The sequence below is a fragment of the Olivibacter domesticus genome (assembly GCF_900109575.1).
Taxonomy (GTDB): domain Bacteria; phylum Bacteroidota; class Bacteroidia; order Sphingobacteriales; family Sphingobacteriaceae; genus Olivibacter; species Olivibacter domesticus.
This window is the reverse complement of record NZ_FOAF01000006.1, coordinates 78,096-96,656: the sequence shown is the minus strand read 5'-3', so window position 1 is coordinate 96,656 and position 18,561 is coordinate 78,096. Positions and strand designations below refer to the sequence as shown.

The 18,561-nt window shown below is 42.7% G+C and carries 13 protein-coding genes; 3 read left to right on the top strand and 10 right to left on the bottom strand.

The window, feature by feature from the left end; genetic code table 11:
- Window positions 1-456 precede the first annotated feature (456 nt).
- The 3 genes from BMY50_RS19365 to BMY50_RS19355 form a co-directional block, all read right to left on the bottom strand.
- Window positions 457-750 carry a hypothetical protein gene (locus tag BMY50_RS19365; protein WP_093327776.1) on the bottom strand — a complete coding sequence of 98 codons (294 nt, stop codon included), beginning with the start codon at window positions 748-750 and terminating at the stop codon, window positions 457-459.
- A 130-nt stretch (window positions 751-880) separates the two neighbouring features.
- A complete protein-coding gene (locus tag BMY50_RS19360) occupies window positions 881-2,563 on the bottom strand; it encodes a RagB/SusD family nutrient uptake outer membrane protein (RefSeq protein WP_093327773.1) in 1,683 nt (560 codons plus the stop codon).
- Between the two features lie 18 nt (window positions 2,564-2,581).
- Complete coding sequence (locus tag BMY50_RS19355) at window positions 2,582-5,584, bottom strand: SusC/RagA family TonB-linked outer membrane protein (protein ID WP_093327770.1); 3,003 nt, start codon at window positions 5,582-5,584, stop codon at window positions 2,582-2,584.
- Between the two features lie 369 nt (window positions 5,585-5,953).
- On the opposite strand from BMY50_RS19355, the gene BMY50_RS19350 reads away from it, so the two are divergent.
- The gene (locus BMY50_RS19350; protein ID WP_093327767.1) at window positions 5,954-6,904 is read left to right on the top strand and encodes a Fic family protein; all 951 of its coding nucleotides are present in this window, start codon (window positions 5,954-5,956) and stop codon (window positions 6,902-6,904) included.
- Window positions 6,905-7,147: 243 nt separating this feature from the next.
- On the opposite strand, the gene BMY50_RS19345 is transcribed toward BMY50_RS19350, so the two are convergent.
- From BMY50_RS19345 to BMY50_RS19320, 6 genes are all read right to left on the bottom strand, one after another.
- The gene (locus BMY50_RS19345; RefSeq protein ID WP_093327764.1) at window positions 7,148-7,336 is read right to left on the bottom strand and encodes a hypothetical protein; all 189 of its coding nucleotides are present in this window, start codon (window positions 7,334-7,336) and stop codon (window positions 7,148-7,150) included.
- A 42-nt stretch (window positions 7,337-7,378) separates the two neighbouring features.
- Window positions 7,379-7,582 (bottom strand): hypothetical protein, encoded by a 204-nt coding sequence (locus BMY50_RS19340; protein WP_093327761.1) that lies wholly within the window; start codon window positions 7,580-7,582, stop codon window positions 7,379-7,381.
- A gap of 83 nt (window positions 7,583-7,665) precedes the next feature.
- Window positions 7,666-7,983: a leucine-rich domain-containing protein gene (locus BMY50_RS19335; RefSeq protein WP_093327758.1), complete on the bottom strand. Its 318-nt coding sequence runs from the start codon at window positions 7,981-7,983 to the stop codon at window positions 7,666-7,668.
- Window positions 7,984-8,014: 31 nt separating this feature from the next.
- Window positions 8,015-10,183, bottom strand: coding sequence for a peptidase domain-containing ABC transporter (locus tag BMY50_RS19330; protein ID WP_093327755.1), 2,169 nt, complete (start codon window positions 10,181-10,183; stop codon window positions 8,015-8,017).
- A gap of 18 nt (window positions 10,184-10,201) precedes the next feature.
- Window positions 10,202-11,386: an HlyD family secretion protein gene (locus BMY50_RS19325; protein ID WP_093327753.1), complete on the bottom strand. Its 1,185-nt coding sequence runs from the start codon at window positions 11,384-11,386 to the stop codon at window positions 10,202-10,204.
- 110 nt (window positions 11,387-11,496) lie between these two features.
- Window positions 11,497-11,682, bottom strand: a complete 186-nt coding sequence (locus BMY50_RS19320; protein ID WP_093327750.1) for a hypothetical protein — start codon at window positions 11,680-11,682, stop codon at window positions 11,497-11,499.
- Between the two features lie 843 nt (window positions 11,683-12,525).
- Between BMY50_RS19320 and BMY50_RS19315 the strand changes: the two genes are divergently transcribed.
- Together BMY50_RS19315 and BMY50_RS19310 are read left to right on the top strand one after the other, a co-directional pair.
- Window positions 12,526-15,810 carry a SusC/RagA family TonB-linked outer membrane protein gene (locus BMY50_RS19315; RefSeq protein WP_093327747.1) on the top strand — a complete coding sequence of 1,095 codons (3,285 nt, stop codon included), beginning with the start codon at window positions 12,526-12,528 and terminating at the stop codon, window positions 15,808-15,810.
- A gap of 86 nt (window positions 15,811-15,896) precedes the next feature.
- The gene (locus BMY50_RS19310; RefSeq protein WP_093328203.1) at window positions 15,897-17,642 is read left to right on the top strand and encodes a RagB/SusD family nutrient uptake outer membrane protein; all 1,746 of its coding nucleotides are present in this window, start codon (window positions 15,897-15,899) and stop codon (window positions 17,640-17,642) included.
- Between the two features lie 242 nt (window positions 17,643-17,884).
- Here BMY50_RS19310 and BMY50_RS19305 read toward each other — a convergent pair whose 3' ends face one another.
- Window positions 17,885-18,559 carry a response regulator transcription factor gene (locus tag BMY50_RS19305; RefSeq protein ID WP_093327744.1) on the bottom strand — a complete coding sequence of 225 codons (675 nt, stop codon included), beginning with the start codon at window positions 18,557-18,559 and terminating at the stop codon, window positions 17,885-17,887.
- Window positions 18,560-18,561 lie beyond the last annotated feature (2 nt).

The window sequence follows — 18,561 nt, the reverse complement described above, 5'->3', positions numbered from 1 at the left end:
TAGCTTCTTGCTAGCTTCACTATAGAACCACTATACAATCTTCCTGCAATGACCCTATAGCGACCCTGCAATCACCCTACCTCAGTACGGCCTAAGCCCTGTCTAAGTTATGAGTTGTCAGTTACCCGCTATTAGTTATTCGTTACCCGTTATTGGTTATGAGAGGCCTCATTTAATAAGTTGTGAGTTGCCAGTTATGAGTTGCGAGTGATGAAATCACGGGGCTCTAGCGCGTAGGAAAAAATGGCCTCACGGAACAAGTAGGGAAAGCCATTTTTAGCGAAAACCGTGACGCCTTGATCTTTATTCATTGAGTGTTTGTTTTAATGGCATTCATGAGCTCGAAGCTAGCTTCTCGGTTTGTAACTCTCTTTCGCAGCAAAAGAAGGTAAAGAAGAATCGTAATGTTAGTCATTTTCTCCGTGCCTTCAGGTACGGAGGAAAATTAATTTTCATCTATATTTTCAGCGGCTCCCCATGAAACATACCTTTTAAATGCTTCATGGACAATGACTCCCATTCATAAATATGTAGATCGTTAACTTCGAGTTCTTTCGTTACGAGATTTTCTGAAATAATATAATCATCCTTTAGTGTAATATACCTAAAGGTTCCTGTACAGTCTGCCTGTACATCAGCTTCCAAAAGGGCACCTAATGATTCTAACGTTAAACACATAGCAGTTGGTGTTGATAACGATATAGTTACAAAACCTGTACCAAGCTTCGGCCTGTCCGGTAGATTTAACATTTTTTTACTTTTTTAAAAAACTATCCCTTTTTGAAACCATATAAACAAGTTGTTTGGTTTGCTTGAACAAGAAAAAAGCCCTTGAAGATGCAGCGGCAACGCATCTTCAAGGGCTTTATGGATTTCTATATTAGTAACCGGGATTTTGGGTTAAATTATTGTTTCCTGAAATGGCCTGTGTAGGCACAGGGAATCGCTTCAGGTGGTCTGATTGAGAAGCTTTATGATCCCACCAAGTTTCGGTAGTGAACATGTTCCACCGAATCAGGTCTGTGCGCCTGCGGCCTTCACCCAGAAACTCAATACTCCACTCATCTAAAAAGCGGTATTTGTCGAGGTTGTCGGCACGCACCGGATTAGGGTCTACTCCGTTTTCAAAATTACGTTTTCTAACCGTATTAATAAGTTCGGCTGCACCAGCGAGGTCGCCACTGCGCCATTTGCATTCGGCCAACATGTAATATACTTCCGTCAGCCGGATGGCAGGATTATCCGCCCCCCAACGTAAGGTGTTTTCGGCTAAGGTAGGGATAGGAACCTTTACCAAACGGATGCCTGTGTTCTCTTCGCCTTCCGACATTTTGGACGGGAGCTGGGAAATGGCACTGTATTTTTTGCCGGCGCCAACTTCGCTGAAACGACCCACTTGGTCAAGTAGAGCAAGCGCCCTATCTTTATATTCCTGCGTACCTAGGATGGTACCGCCGTCAGGTTTTGTTTGTCGCCCAACCAGGAACATACCTTCGTAATTGCCGCTTCCTAAGTAATGATAGGGCTTTTTGCGAAGGTCAACCGCATCGAATTTTTCGAAAGGTGAACCGAGCTTCCATTCATTTTTGTATAAACTGGAATCTGGACGACGGGAAGGACTTAAATGGGTACCGTTATCTGCCCCCATATCCTGATCGAAGTATTCGCGACTGTTATAATGATAAAAATTGCTGTAAAACCAGTCGTACTGCAACTTATTGAACTCAGAAGGTATCGACCAGATAATTTCGGGCGATCCATCGTTTTTGAAACCATGGGGGCCGTACCAGGTAGGATCGAGCTGATAAGGTCCATACTGGCCATCGATAATAGCCTGGGCCAACTGCTGGCACTCAGCATACATGGGTTTACCTATATAGGCCTCGGCGTTGAAATAGAGTTGCGCCAGCATGGTGGCCGCAGCAGCTTGCTTCAGCTCTCCCTGTTCTTTCTGTCCGCCTTCTTTCTTAGGCAATGCTGTCATGGCAGTTTTTAACAGCTGCTCGATGTGGTTGAATACTTCCTGATCTGTATTGCGTGGTAAGTTTTCACCTTCCAGATTATTGAAAATGGGCATTCCGCCGAAATAATCGAGTCCACGCAAATAAAAATAGGCAATCAGGGTATTAAGCTGATTGACGTGTGCCGCTTGATCTTCGGGCGTCAAGGCGAATTTGGTATAGTCTAATTTCTCTAGATCGCTACGGGCATCTAAGGCCAATGCTATACCCATGAGCGTGCCACGCCAGGTTCCCCAGATCCATCCTTCGTCGGGTGTCCAGGTGTGGTAATGAAAACGCTCATTAGTACCGCCATTATACCAGTGAGGGCCTTTGGTGGTAATGGCAAAGTTGTCTGCAGTTTGTTCCTGTAATTGCCAGCGGTCTTCGCCCAGATACCAGCGGGCATGGGTGAAGGGTCGGTTGAGTGCTGCAAGGATATCTTTTTCACTCTTGAAAAAGGTTTCGGGTGTAACTTGGCTGTAAAACTCCTGATCGAGCTTGGTGCAACTGCTTAAGAGTAACAGCAGCGGTAGTAGGGTATATGTGAAAAGCTTATTCATGATTGTCTTCGTTAATGGTTAAAAACTTGCTTGTAAACCGAACATGAAAGTGCGGGTGCGTGGATACACATCGAGGTTTTCAAATCCCGGTTCTAAGCCATTGATATTGACTTCGGGATCGAGGCCGCTATATTTGGTGAAAACGAAAAGGTCTCTTCCTGTTGCATATACGCGGATGTTTTTAAAAGGGTCGATCCAATTTTTATTGAAGGTATAGCCTAAACTGATGGCATCTACCTTGAGGAAATTTCCGTTTTCAAGCCAGTAATCACTCAACTGCTTTTCGCCTTTTACGTTGGCAAGTTCATCATAGGCACTTTTTAATACATTTCTACCTGTCACGTTCGCAATGCCATTGTACATCTTCATCATGTTAAATACATCATAACCCAACCAGCTACGTAGGTAGACGCTGGCATCCCAGTTTTTATAGGATATGGAATGGTTCCATGATAATTGCAATTTCGGGATACCGTTTCCGATGAAGCGTTTATCTTCGATTTTCTTATCGCTTGCTGGGATCACTTCATTGTTTTTATTATATAGTAACCATTGGCCGTCATCGGTAAAACCTGCAAATTGCCAAATATAAAATTGGCCGATTGCTTCGCCGGGATAAAGCCGTACCGCCGTACCAGGGGATCCCGGTGACGGAAAGTTTTTGCTATCCATAAAGGTCTGGCTGCCCGAGAGGGTGCGTAAGTTACTTTTATTATGGGAGGCAACGATGGATGTGGTGTAGGTCCAATCGTTCTTGTTCACGACGTTGTAGTTTAGTTCAAACTCGAAACCTTGGTTTTCCATGCTGCCTACATTTATCGTGGTTTTATCATGGATGGCGGGTGGTTGGGAAACACTGATTTCGTAAATCAAATCGTCTATGACGCGCTTGTAGTAATCAAATCGACCGCTTAACTTATTGTTCAGGATGGTAAAGTCCATGCCGACATTATATTCTTTTTTGACTTCCCAACGGATACCTGGGTTCTGGTTGTGTTTAACACCAAAGGTACGATTCCAGTTACCGGCGAATGGCCACCAGGTGTCGGCAGAGTACACGCGGGTCGATACTTCGGCGCCGAAGCCTTCGTTTCCGGTTTCACCATAACCAGCACGGATTTTGATGTCGTCAATGAATGTGAGCTTACGCATAAAGGGTTCCTGACTAAGACGCCAACCGGCCGATACACCGGGGAAGGTGCCCCAACGGTTGCCGGGAGCGAATTTTGAAGAGCCTTCATGGCGCAGATTTGCTGTGATGATATAACGATCTTTGAATGAGTAATTGACACGCCCGAAGAAAGCGGCGAGTTTAACCCATGGATCTTTCCATGAGCCCAGTCCTGCGCGACCGTCGGCCAGCCAGGTACCGGAGCCCATGTCGTTTTCTTCCAATCCATCGACCGGGAAATTGGAGTTCTCCGCCCAGAATCCCTGTCCATTGAAATCTTGGTAGCTATAGCCGGCCACTGCGGAGATTTGATGTTCATCAAATCGTTTGCTATAATTCAGCGTCCATTCCACAATGCGGTCTTGCCAACGCTTATATTCTTGTTTTGCATACCCATCCACATTTTGCTCGCGCGAAACGCGGTGCTGGGCAGAGCGGAAGAAAGTGGGATGCTCGCTATTGTTCTTAATACCCACCATGGCTGTGGTGTAGAGATCCTGCGTGAGGTTTACTTTCAATGTTGCATTTGCTAGCAGGTAGCGGTACTGATTTTGCTTTTTGCGCAGCATCACCTCTGCCAAAGGGTTCCAGGTATTATAACCACCGGTTAAGACATTATAGCCGGAGGGATCGGAAGCATCGTAAGGTGAAATGGTTGGATCTAGGCCGATTGCAATGTTATATAAGCTGTTGTTCTCATCACGGAAATCGCCAGGTGCCCCATTTCCTGGGAAGTCGGCATCCACTTGATTATAACTAAAATTGGTACTTAGCTCCGCGCGGCCATCGAAGAATTTGAAGTTGCTGTTCACCCTTCCACCAATCTCGCCGCGTTGGGAGCCAATGGAAATCCCCTTGGCATCTCGTTTGAAGAAGGTGGTGTAAACGTTCGCATTTTCGGAGCCGCCGCTTACATTTACTACCTGCCGATGGCTGAACGGATTCTTGTTGGTAACGACGTCGTACCAGTCGGTGCGGGCGCCATTGTCCTGCCCTAGGCCATGGGCCAGGTACTCTTCCGCCGAAAGGAGATCGGGGCGTTTGCGGACACTTTCGATAAAGTACTCGGAAGTGAAATTAACTGCTGCCTTGCCTATCTGCGGTCGTTTTGTGGTAACGAGAATGACACCTCCTGAGGCCCGTGTACCATAGATTGCTGCTGCAGATGCGTCACGAAGTACGTTGATGGATTCAATATCTTCCTTCGCGACAGAATTAATGTCTCCTCCGGGAACACCGTCAATAACTACTAGAGGGCCCTGTGAGGCTTTTACTGAGTTTACTCCCCGTAGCTGTATGGAAACATTAGCGTTTGGATCGGATCCATTATTGGAAGAAATGTTAAGACCTGGGACTTTCCCCTGGATGGCCAATAGGGGAGATACCGTACCTGCCACTAAATCGCGCTGCTTGATACTGGATACGGCACTGGTAAGCTCGCGTTTATCCAATGAGCCATAACCTACTACCACCACCTCCTCTAAGTTGTTGGCATCTTCTTGTAGCTGGACGTTTAGGTTTTGCTGATCAGTAACGGCAACTTCCTTTGTAATGTACCCAATGGATGAGATAATGAGGGTTACTTGCGGCTGCGGCAAGGCCAGCTCAAACAGACCCTCTTGGTTGGTAGATGTTCCGCCTGGCATGTCTTTGATCTTGATGCTGGCACCAATGAGCGGAAGAGTTCCGTCTACATTGCTGATTTTCCCTCGAACAGTGCGTTGCTGAAAAGGTGTTTCATGATCTACTGAGGGAGTAGGTCGTGCGGCGGCGTAGAGGTCTTGTGTGGCCATAACGTAACCTAGAATAGGAATGCTGCATAAAGCAATCCATTTGCTGTGTTTTGTCATAAATTTAAGATTTGTTGTTTGTGTTTATAATGATATTTAACTGTTAGGCATGAGATCGTTATCCTTTTTTACTTTAATAGTAAGTGTTCAAAGTCGGTGATGAAACTGGTCATAAATGAGGTAGCTCGTCGGTATTTCATGTCTTTTCAAAACATTGATTAGCTAGTTTAATTTAATCGTTATTTTTGCTGAAATTGGTCTTTTTGTGTATCTAATTCGATTTAGCAATTGTTCCGCAATATTACTGAATTATTTTTTTTCGCCGAAGGATGCTCGGTTTCTAATTGAATTTTAGCGAAATTGATTTCGAAATTTTTTTGAAGTGCAGCTATATACTACTACTTTTGATAGTATCAAATGATGCTATCAATGAAACCTCCATACGATATTACTCCAAAAATACTAAAACTGATCAGTTCTGTGTCTGAGAAATTGGGGGAAGTGAATGCGAATTATTTAAGTAGGCAATCGCCTCAATTACGGAAGCAAAATAGAATTAAAACAATTCATTCTTCTTTGCAAATAGAAGGGAACACATTAACGGAAGAGCAGATTACGGAACTGATTGAACATAAAAGAGTTATAGGGCCAAAAAAAGATATCTTAGAAGTTTTAAACGCAATTAAAGTTTATGAAAACCTGAGGGAATTTAAATACGCTTCGAATGTAAGCTTTCAAAGGGCACACCGTGAATTAATGACGGGTTTAATTAACAGTGCGGGCCAATATAGGAAAAAGGGTGTAGGAATTGTAAAAGGAGTAAATGTGGAACATATAGCCCCTCCTTATGAGAATGTTCCATATTTAATGAACGATCTATTTCAATATCTTAAAGATTCAGATGAATTAACTTTAATAAAAAGTTGTGTCTTTCATTATGAAATGGAGTTTATACATCCTTTTTTGGATGGAAATGGAAGGATGGGCAGACTGTGGCAAACGGTTATATTGATGAATGAATTTCCAGTTTTCGAATACCTGTCTTTTGAAACGTTGATCAGTAAAACACAAGATGAATACTATAAATCTTTGGCTTTAAGTGACAAGAGCGGTAAATCAACTCATTTTATTGAATATATGTTAGGCGTGATTGATAAATCGTTAGCTGATATGCTAAATTATACAGGTAGGATATTGAAAGACATTGATAGGCTGTCGTATTTTTTAAGTTTGGGTATTAACGAATTTACTAGAAAAGACTATATGAATGTTTTTAAGGAACTGTCTTCAGCTACTGCTAGTAGAGACTTGAAAAAAGGTGTTTCTTTAAATTTCTTTAAAAGTATCGGTAGCCAGAATAAAACAACATATGTAGTTTAAAGTTTAGATGGAAAATAACGGGAGACAGATTGAAGAAAATAACAAAGGCAGCGAAATGTACTCGCTGCCTTTAAAAAGGTTGGAAAATTATATTCGCATATTAAACTAGTGGGTTACGTAGTACAAGAACTCTCCAAAGCTCTTTCCTAACCTAAAAATAAAATAGATTGAGAGACCCACTAAGGCGATTTTAATGAACTTGTTTTCTAATAAATATGCATACTTTTCCATAATTCAATATTATTAATGTGTTACATAATAAATGAACTCACCAGTGGCTTTACCGGCTTCGTATATAGCTACGCCAGCGGCAGCAGCAGCTCCTATAGCAAGGAATGGGGCCAATATTAGTCCTCCTTGAACTTCTTCTCGTTCCTCGATGGAAAGTTCTGTTAAGCCAATCTTGTTTAAATCCAATGATAGTGCTTCCATAATTAAATCTAATATTTTATTAACGATTAAACAAAATAATTATTATTCTGCAGCTGATCTGTAGCCTACATAAGCACCTGCTCCGAAGATACCGGCAGCGGCTACTCCTGCTCCGATCCAACCTGCTGCTTTAGCAGTGATAACGATACCTCCGATTACTAAAGGAAATAAACCGCCTGTGTTTTCTTCCATTTCTGTTAAGCTCAGCTCCTGAACGCCAAAATTTTCCATTTCCATTGTTTTCATAATGTATTTTTTTAAAGTTTAACCATCCCGATTATAGCCCGGGGTTTGACTGTGATTTAACAAACCCAAGGTAAAACCTTTCACTATAATAAAATTGTAGGGAGCAATAATGTATGAATTTTTTGAAAACCTCCTCCACTGGTATGATAGTGCTCTTTTTCTTCGAGCGGACGTAGCTGTACATCTATGAGTACTTCATAATCATTGGTATAATAATAGCTTTGTATGGTACGGGAATAGGCAATGGGAACTTGCATAAGTTTTAGCTCCTCAATAATCTGATACACTCTGGAAACGGATAAATTTAATTTCTTGGCTAAGGTCTCGGGCTTTCCTGTACTTTTCCTTTTGATTAACTCGTGTAACCGGTTTACCCGATCGATATACATAAATAACTTCATAGGATCTTTTTTAATTTGTATCGGATTATTATTATACTACGTTATCTTGTAAGAAAGGTGTTTGTGGTTGCCACATCTTGTAATAGGCAGCCCTTTTTTCCATGAGTGCCTGGTGGGAGCCCTGCTCTGTTACCTGACCGTTCTGCATGACGATAATCTTGTCGGCATTTATCACAGTACTTAACCGGTGGGCAATTAAAATGATAGTTTTCCCCTGATTGCGGAGCTGTGCAACGGCTTCTTGTATATACTGCTCGGAGGAGGAATCTAAGGAGGAGGTGGCTTCATCAAGGATCAGGATTTCGGGATTTCTGTATAGGGCTCTTGCGATGGCTAAGCGCTGCCGTTGTCCGCCAGATAAAGCCGTGCCATTTTCTCCTAAATAGGTGTCAAAACCGCCGGGTAGCTTCTCTATAAATGGCATGATGCCAAGAGTGTTACAGATCTCTATCATGCGATTGATGTTTGGCGAGAGATCACCTACTGCGATGTTCTCTATTACATTTCCTGCAAAAAGATCGATGTGTTGCGGAACAACGGCGATTGCTTGCCGGAGGCTTTCGGTGGTTATATATTTAATGTCTAGCTGCCCAATAAATATACCGCCTTCTTGTATGGGATATATGCGTTGAAGTAGCGATAGTATGGTTGTTTTTCCGGAACCGCTTTCGCCTACAATGGCGGTAACATGGCCTTTTTTAATATGCAAATGGAGATGCTCAAATACGGGTGCCCGTGATCCATAACGAAAGCTGACGTCTTTAAATGTAATATCGCCGATGTCTTCTGGATATAAAATGGCTTTGTTTTCCTGCTCTTCGCGTTCTAAATCCATGATTTCAAAAAGCCGGTCGGCCGCTATCACAGCATCTTGTATGCTGCGGTTCATGCCAATAAGATTACTTACAGGGGAAGTGAAGTAGCCTATTATGGCGTAGAACGAGAGGAGTTCTCCCGGTGTTATATGCCCGGTGATAACAAAGTTTGCGCCGGCCCATAAAAGAATAACCGTAAATAACCCGGAGAAAAAACTGCTTGTATTGGTGATCCAGAGGGCATTCACGGAAGAACGATAAACGGTTTGCAAAAGCTTAATAAACCTGTTCTCGGTTTTGATATTCGCAAAATCTTCCAATCCGAAACGTTTGATGGTGCCTGCTGCGTTGACCGATTCCACGAGCTGGGTTTCCAGGTCTGCTGTATGTTCCATCAAAGCCCTTTGCGTTTTCTTATTCAGCCGGTCTGAAATGTAATAGATAATACAGTAAATCGGAATCAGTACAATCATAATTAAGGCCAGCTTCCAGTAATAGGTGAACATCAAGAGAAAGGAGAAGATAACGATGAATATATTCACCGCAAAATTTACCAATACATCGTTAATGAAGGTTCTGATTTTAACGGCGTCGTTTATACGGGAGATGATTTCTCCTACACGCATGGTATCAAAGAATTGTTGCGGAAGACGGAGTAGGTGTTTATAGTAACCCAATATTAAGCGTGCATCAATCTGCTGGCCGCTTTTTAACGTGAAAATCGTTTTGGAATGATTGATAAAAAACTGGAGCAGGAGGAGTACAACCATAATGACGCCCATCAGATTAAGGAGATTAAGGTTTTCATTGGGCAACACTTGATCTACAACTTTTTGTACAAAGATGGCTGTCGACAAGCCTAATATGGTGTACACAACTGAACCGAAAAGTACCTGAAGTAGCGTGGAACGATGCGGTTTTAACAAGAACAGGAATCTACTGGTAATAGAAACCGTTTCGGTACGGGCTGTAAACTCTTCTCCGGGAGCCAACAGAAGGAGTATGCCACTCCATTGTTCTTGAAAATCTTTATGTGTTAGCCGATGAAGCTGGCCATCGCCCGGATCCATAATTTCTATGTACTTTTCAGTTGCTTTGTAAATCACTACATAATGATGCAGGCCATTTTTAAGCACCATATGAGCGATAGCGGGTAGCGGTATTTTAAAGAGACTATCGAAGGGGCCTTTGACGCCTTTTGCGGTGAAGCCAATTTTGTTGGCGGCTTGGATCATGCCCATCACATTGGTGCCTTTTTTATCGGTATTTGCGAGCTGCCGAATTCTTGCAATGGGAAGCTTGAGCTTATGGAAAGCGGCGACTGAAACGAGACAGGCTGCGCCGCAATCGGTAATGTCATGCTGCTTAACTTTTATTTTTTTCATGGTAGAGACATTTTAGTTTTATACAGCGGAAGAGCTTCTTTTCGCGGGGTTCAGCCAATCGTCAACTTTGTCGTAAAGCAATTGGAAAAGTGTGCGTTTGGTAACCTGAAACCTGGCTTGAAAACTCATACCTTTCTTTAAGCGACCTTCATAACCGTTCATTAAATACAGCGAATGTTTTTTGAGTTTACATTTAACCTGAAACGTAGGCGTACGATCTTGGTCGATATAAACGTCTTTTGAAATGTCAATGACGCTGGCTTTGGCCATCCCCCATTCGTTATAGTTAAAAGCGTCGACCTGAATGTTTACCGGCATATTTAGCTGCAATAAACCGATGTCTTTTGGAGCAACATTTACGGTAGCAATGAGCCCTGAGCTAGGGGATAGTTCGGCTACTGATTCTCCCAAAGAAACAAAACTGCCGGACGAGATACCATTTAGCTGTTGCACAGAACCATCAATGGGAGCTCTTACGGTATATAGATCTCGCTCTTGTTTAAATTTTTCGTTTTGAGAGGATAGGTCCATTAATTCAGTTTGGAGATCGTTGAGATCGGTATGCCATTGGCTGACCTGCTGTTCGTCTAAGAGTTTTTGCTTACTAAGCGCTGTTTTGTAGTCAAAATTGAATTTATCAAATTCGGCGTCGGATAAAACTTTTCTGTCGTGCAGAATTTTATTACGTTGATAAATGGTGCGCGCGTTTTCTAATTGTAAATGTGCTTCGAGATGCTGCTGCCGATAAAGATTGAATTGCTGTCTATATACGGGCGATAACAGGGATATATTTTTTGTAGTGTGGATGGTAGCACCTAATTGCGTAAGTTTCTGGAGGTCGACAATACGTTGGTGCAACTCTGCTTTTCGTTTGACTAAATAATCCGATTGCTCTTCTAAAATGTTGGTTTGTATACTAAATAAGGTGTCCCCTGCTTTTACTTCTTGGTTGAGTTTGATATAAACCTGATCTATCCTTCCTGATGCAGGCGCCTTTATAGTGTTCCTTTCATTGACAGAAGTAAGAATACCTCCCCCATTGACGCTGACACTTGCCCGAAGAAAAAAAAGGGATGTAAATGCAGCTACAATGGCTAAGAGCACCGTCAGGTAAATAATTTTACTGCTGTTATTATGCTCAAAGAAATGCTGCTCTGTAGTGTACTCAACTATATCTACAGGAAAAATCAACTTTTTGCTCATGGTAAGAAATATTATTGCCCGCCCAAAAGATACCCTTTAGGCAGGCTTAATGATCATTGCCCTGAAATTGTTAGACAATACGTTTAATAAAAAAAGAAATTGCTTATTTACTACAATGCCTTTATGCCTCGCCTAACGAAATCTACAATGGAATCATAAATTTCGGGCGCCGAAGGTAAAATGGAGCCACCATACGTTGTGTATAAAACGTCGGTATCTAATGGAGTGAGTTGTTCTGTTAAGCTTTTTGACTCCGAGTTGATTGAAATCTGGTTGTTCTCTGCTTGTGCTTTCATAGTTTAAAGATTTAAAATTAACAGTTTATAAAAAAGCTTCACGTTTGTGAATAGCTAAATTAGTTAATCTCATTTCGCTAGACAATACCTGAATTCTGGTATTTTTTAATTCCGGGTTATTTTAGGTATGAATTGCTGATTATCAGTTATGAGTTGCTCTGTATTAGTTGTGAGTTGTGAGTTGCGAGTTGTGAGGGTAGTGCAATGATGAGCTATGGCACGCATGCACGACCGGCCTTTCGTTGAGTTGCCTTTATTAGTTGTGAGTTGCCAGTTGTGCGTTATGAGTGAAGGCAATATTGGGGATAATGAAATGGTGAGCTATGGCACGTTTGCAGGACCGGCCTCATGGAATGAGCGTTAAAAAAATCAGCTTGGAAGAGGTGGGATAGTTCTGTGTGAAGTGGAGTGTAACGGAACGGCTCCACAGAACATAGGAGGAAGCTGGTTTTTAGCGAAGTCCATGAAGCCTTGACTTTTGCCTACTTTTTGTCAAGAAAAAGTAGGAGGTATAAAATTAGAATATAAACCAAAAACAAAACACTTATCATATTAAATTAATGTTACAAACATGCACGATCATGCATGTTTTTTTTCGTATTTAAAAACCCTTTTATGCAACCGATTGCGTAACAGAAAAAGAAGCCATTTAGACTCTTTTTTGTCTAAAAACACCTTTTATCAAAAATGATAATTTTGCAACATTTTAATTTTTTTGTTAAAAACAAGTTATTTTGTTGTCTGAATTGATGTGATTTTATAGGTTTTGATAATAAAAAGTTAATAGTTGTCTAATCTACAATTCCTCAGTTTAAACCATCTTTGAACCCAAATTTATGAATTATGAAAAGAACAATCACTTCTATTGTAACGATCAAGTTATGTCTTGTTTTTATGCTTATTTTTTATCAATCAAGCGCACAAACAGGCGCTGCAAGCATTCAAGGTATTGTAAAGGATAACACAGGGCAACCGCTACCTGGTGTTTCGGTTATTGCTACTAATGTACAGGCTAAACTCAGCCGAACAGTGGCGACTGACGCCACCGGAAAATATGCTTTAACAAACTTGCCTCAAGGGTCTTATAAACTGACTTTTTCTTATGTAGGTTTTGCAAAGAGGGAAGTGGCTGATATTACGCTGAAAGCAGGGGAGCAGCAAAACCAATCCGTCAGTATGGAACCTTCAGGATCTGATCTAGATGAAGTAGTGGTGGTAGGGTACGGAACGCAGAAAAAGGTAAACCTCACAGGCGCTGTTAGCCAGATCGATTCAAAGGCACTTAATGACCGACCAATAGCCAACGTAACGCAAGGTTTACAGGGGGTAATACCGAACTTGAATATCAATTTTAATAATGGCAGGCCGGGAGCGGAGGGTGTGGTGAACATTAGAGGCTATGCTTCTATAAACAGTAAAAATGCTTCACCACTGATTTTGATTGATGGTGTACCGGGAGATTTGAATAACATTAACCCGCGGGATGTGGAAAGTGTATCGGTATTGAAAGATGCCTCGGCGGCAGCCATCTACGGTGCCCGTGGTGCTTTCGGCGTGATGTTGGTGACCACCAAAAGAGCCCGTGCCGGGAAAATAAACGTGAATTACGGCAATAATTTCGGCTGGTCGGATTTAACAGTGCGAACGGATTTCATTACCGATGGTTATGATGCAGCAATACTGAATGATGAGGCCTTTAGAAGGGCTACCGGTAATAGTTATACGGGTTATACGGATGAGGATTATGCGGAACTGTTGAAGCGTAAAACGGATAAAAGTTTACCAAGTGTAGTGATCGACAACAGAAAGGGACGTGAGCAATATGTTTATTATGGAAATACCGATTGGTGGAAAGAGATGTTCAGGGATACGCAAACATCGATGGAGCATTCCCTGAGCTTTACGGGTGGAAATGAAAAGGTTGATTTTCTGGTGTCAGGGCGGATGTATGAGAAAAATGGGATCATGCGGCTCCAGCAAGACAAATTCCGTAAATATAATTTAAGGGGTAAGATATCGGCAGAGGTAACCAAGTGGTTAACGATTACGAATAACACGCAGTTCAATTATGCGAACTACACCTACCCTGGTTGGCAGAATAATGTGGATCCTGATAAGGATAATTCGAACTTTGTTTCTATTACCGTGCATGCCCTGCCTTCGTATGTGCCGATGAATCCGGATGGAACAGCAACCTATCGAACGGAGCTGAATAACTATACGGTGGGCGATGGTGTGTTTGCCGATTTGCTGCACGGAAAGTCGAAAAATGGGGAGAAGGAATATGAGCTGGTGAATAATTTCAGTACGGTGTTTACCTTATCTGATAAACTACATATTACTGGAAATTATGCCTATACTTTTAATCCAACTTATTGGTTTAGCAGGAGAACGCAGGCGCCATGGTCTGTTTACCCTGGTGTAATTGAATACTTAGGTAATGATCAGCTAACGGAGACCGACTACCGTACCGATTACCATGTGTTAAATGCTTTTGCCGATTATCAGGAAACGCTTGGTGAGCATAATTTTAAATTAACGGCGGGCTACAACCAGGAACTGCAAAGCTATAAGCGCCTCTACGCACAACGTAAAGACCTGATCTCTGATGATCTGAACGATCTTAACCTGGGAACGGGCGATATGGATGTATCGGGTAATGCGAATACGTGGGCTTTGCAGGGATTTTTCGGACGCTTAAACTATGATTACAAGGGAAAGTACTTGCTAGAATTGAATGGCCGTTATGATGGGACTTCCCGGTTTCCTAATGGACAGCGTTTCGGCTTCTTTCCGTCCATCTCTGGTGGATGGCGTGTGAGCGAGGAATCGTTTTTTGAACCATTACACAGGGTCATCAATGAATTTAAATTACGGGCTTCTTATGGCTCGCTGGGTAACCAGCAGGAGGCTGCCGTATATGGTTATATCCCCTTGCTCTCGCGCGGTAATCTGTCTATCATTTCGAATGGAAAGCGGATGCAGTATTTATCATCTCCGGTTCCTATATCGCCATTCCTTACTTGGGAACGTGCAGAGACAACCAATTTTGGTGTTGATATCAGTGCTTTCAAAAATCGTTTGTCTACTACGTTCGATTGGTATGTGCGTAATACGCTGGATATGCTGATACCGGGTAAAACGCTACCTGCTGTATATGGAGCGGCTACTCCTAAGCAGAATGCGGGCGATTTGCGCAATACGGGCTGGGAACTGTCGGTAAGCTGGCAAGATAGGACTCAATTGGGTGGAAAGCCTTTTGGCTATAATGTCGGACTGGCGCTTTCGGATACGAAAGCGGAAATTACACGTTTTGATAACCCAAGTAACCTTTTGAGTAATTATTATGTGGGCCAGGAGCTGGGGGAGATATGGGGCTATCGGGTGGCAGGTTTATTTCAATCAAACCAAGAGGCGATAGATTACCAGCAGGTGGTGAACCAGGATTACGTTAATCAACAACGTTTAGGTGCTCCGGGCGATTGGAAAAACTTGCAGGCGGGCGATGTGAAATTTATAGATGTAAATGGCGATGGTGTGGTGAACAATGGCAAGAATACGCTGGATGACCCAGGTGATCAGGAACGTATCGGTAATACTTTACCGCGCTATCGTTTTGGAATCAACTTAGGAGCGAATTGGGGGGGCTTTGATCTGTCGGTGTTTTTTCAGGGAATTGGAAAACAGAATTGGTACCCGGGTAATAATGCCGATAAATTCTGGGGACCCTACTCGCGTCCGTATTATTCGTTTATTCCCCAAGATTTTACGGATGATATCTGGACACCGGAAAATCCAAATGCCTACCTTCCTTTGCTGAGGGGCTATGATGCGCTCAACGATCGGGGGGCCTTGAATGTGAAGAATGATCGTTATTTACAAGACCTGGCGTATATCCGCCTTAAAAACTTAACGATTGGATACTCTTTACCGGCGCAGTTGATTGCGAAGGCCAAATTGACCCGTGCAAGAATTTTTGTGAGCGGTGAAAATCTGTGGACTGCCACCAAACTGCGTTCGGATTATATTGATCCGGAGCAGGCTTCGGGTGAGCTAACGGGAGATATCAACGGCCGGGCGTATCCGTTTACCCGTACTTTCTCTTTAGGGCTTGATGTTACATTTTAATAGAATAGAAGATGAAATACTTGTTTAAAATGGACATTAAAGCATGTGCATATATATCGATTAAGGGTTTTATTAAAAGTAAAAAGATGAAAACACACTATATAGGACTCCTATTGGGCGTACTCTTTCTCAGCGCTTGCCAGAAAGATTTTTTAGATAGACAGCCCGAGTCTGACATTTCTCCGGATGCTTTTTTCAGGACGGAAAAGGATCTTGAATTGTATACAAACTCATTTTACAATGTGCTGCCTTCTGCGGAAGGGGTATATAATGAGGATATTGATAATGTGGTGAAACAAAGTTTGAGTGATGAAATAAGGGGTACGCGTACGATACCGGTTTCCGGTGGTGGTTGGGATTGGAGTGAGTTGCGCAAAATTAATTATTTCATGGCCAATTATAATAGAACGGTGCCGGAGGATAAGGCAAAACCTTATGTGGGCATTGCCCGTTTTTTTAGGGCTTGGTTTTATTTTAATAAGGTGAGACGCTTTGGCGATGCTCCTTGGTATTCGAAGGTAATTGAGGAGGGTGATGAAGCGGCTTTGACACAGCCCAGAGATCCGCGCACGGTAGTGATGGATTCTATTATGGCTGATATTGATTATGCTATTGCGAACCTGCCGACGGGGAAGTCGGTCGAAAAGGTGAATAAGTGGACGGCCCTGGCGCTTAAATCGCGCATTGCTTTGTTCGAAGGTACTTTTAGGAAATACCATACGGAGTTTGCTTTGCCCGACTATGAACGCTTTCTGACCGAAGCTGCTGCTGCTGCGGGAACATTGATTGCGGAAGGGCCTTATGTTTTATTTCAGACAACGCCCGATAAATCTTATTTAGAGCTTTTTGCGGCGGTGAACTCGGATGAAAATGAAGTGATTTTAACCCGCCGCTTTAGTGATGCGTTGCAGATATGGCACAATGTGAACTATTATACGATTACTTCGTCTTACGGCCGACCGGGCCTGGAAAAGCAATTGGTGAATAGTTACCTCATGAAGGATGGTTCGCGCTTTACGGATAAGGTGGGCTATGAGACTATGCAATTTTACCAAGAGGTGCAAGATCGGGATCCACGCCTTTCACAAACCATCCGTACACCGGGTTATCAACGGATCGGTGGAGCTGCTGAGGAGGTGCCGCAGTTCGGCGCAAGTATGACGGGCTATCAGGTGATCAAATTTGTGGGGGATGTGAAATATGATTCGTATAACCGCTCTGAAAATGATATGCCGGTTTTCAGGTTGGGTGAAGTGCTACTAAACTATGCGGAGGCGAAAGCTGAATTAGGGAATGTTACGCAGGCGGATTTGGACCTATCTATTAATAAACTGCGGGAAAGGGTGGGAATGCCCGGGATAGACCTGGCTGCAGCGAACATTGCTCCGGATCCTTACTTGGCCGCGCAATACCTGCAGGTAAATGGTGCGAACAAGGGGCTTATTTTGGAGGTACGACGCGAAAGGCGTATTGAGCTGGTAATGGAGTCTTTCCGCTGGGATGATCTGATGCGCTGGAAGGAGGGACATCTGCTAACAAAGCAATTTAAGGGTATGTACTTCCCTGGATTGGGAAGCTATGATTTTAATAATGACGGGAATGCGGATGTGCAGATTTATACGGGGACGAAACCCACGGGGAGCATACAATTCTTAAAATTAGGAACGGATGTTTCATTGGAAAAGGGTGAAGATGGCGGAAATGTAGTGGTAAATGAGAAGATTGATAAGAAATTTGATGAGAATAGGGATTATTTGTATCCTATTCCCATTCAGGAAAGGCAACTCAATCCGAATCTTTCACAGAATCCAGGCTGGAACGACGGCCTTTAAAATGAGTATTTGCTTGGTAAAATAGGAATAACAGGTCGGAAATTTTCCGACCTGTTTAGTTAAAAGGCAAGGGTGATAAACATCAACCCACAGGTTTAGGTTGATCTTTAAACAAGATCTTGATGCGTGTAAAAATCAAGGCCGTACTTGTCAATACAAATTAAGCAGATGGAAGGATCATCGATAAGCGTAAAAATACCTGTTTTCAAAATCAGGTATTTTTACCTGCTAATGCGGAGGATTTAATGTTGGATGGTTATGATACCGTTCATAATAGCAAACTTAACTAAGCCTGCAGTGTTGCGTGCGCCGACTTTCCGTAGGAGGTTATTGCGGTGCCCATCAATGGTGCGGACACTCAAGGAAAGCCTATCGGCTATTTCTGCTGCGGTTAGCTCCTGGCAGATCAGTTCGAGCACCTCTATTTCGCGAAGGGTTAGGTCATGATGGGGATCATCAAGTATAATTTTTTTTCTTGTTGGATGACTGAGGTTATGCTGCATGGCATGGAGTGTTTTTTTATTAAAATAAATGCCATCTTGTACTACTGAAGTAATGGCACGGAGCACTTCTTCTGGATCGGCGTTCTTTTCGAGATAGCCGCTGGCACCACATGCTAAAAGATGTACGATGTAGTTGTCGTCATCGTGAACGGACAGCATTAGAATCTTAATATCGGGGTAGGTAGTATGCAGGTACTTGGTGGTTTCTATACCATTCATTTCGGGCATACTGAGATCTAGCAGCACTACGTCTGGAAGCGTAGCAGACTGGCCAATTTTTTCGAGGAGCTGCTTACCATTTTCTGCTTCTATAGTAACTTCCAACAGGGAGAAATTTTGTAGCAGCTTTATCAGCCCTTTACGAAACAAAATCTGATCGTCAGCAACGGCTATCTGTATTTTTTTTTCGCTCATTC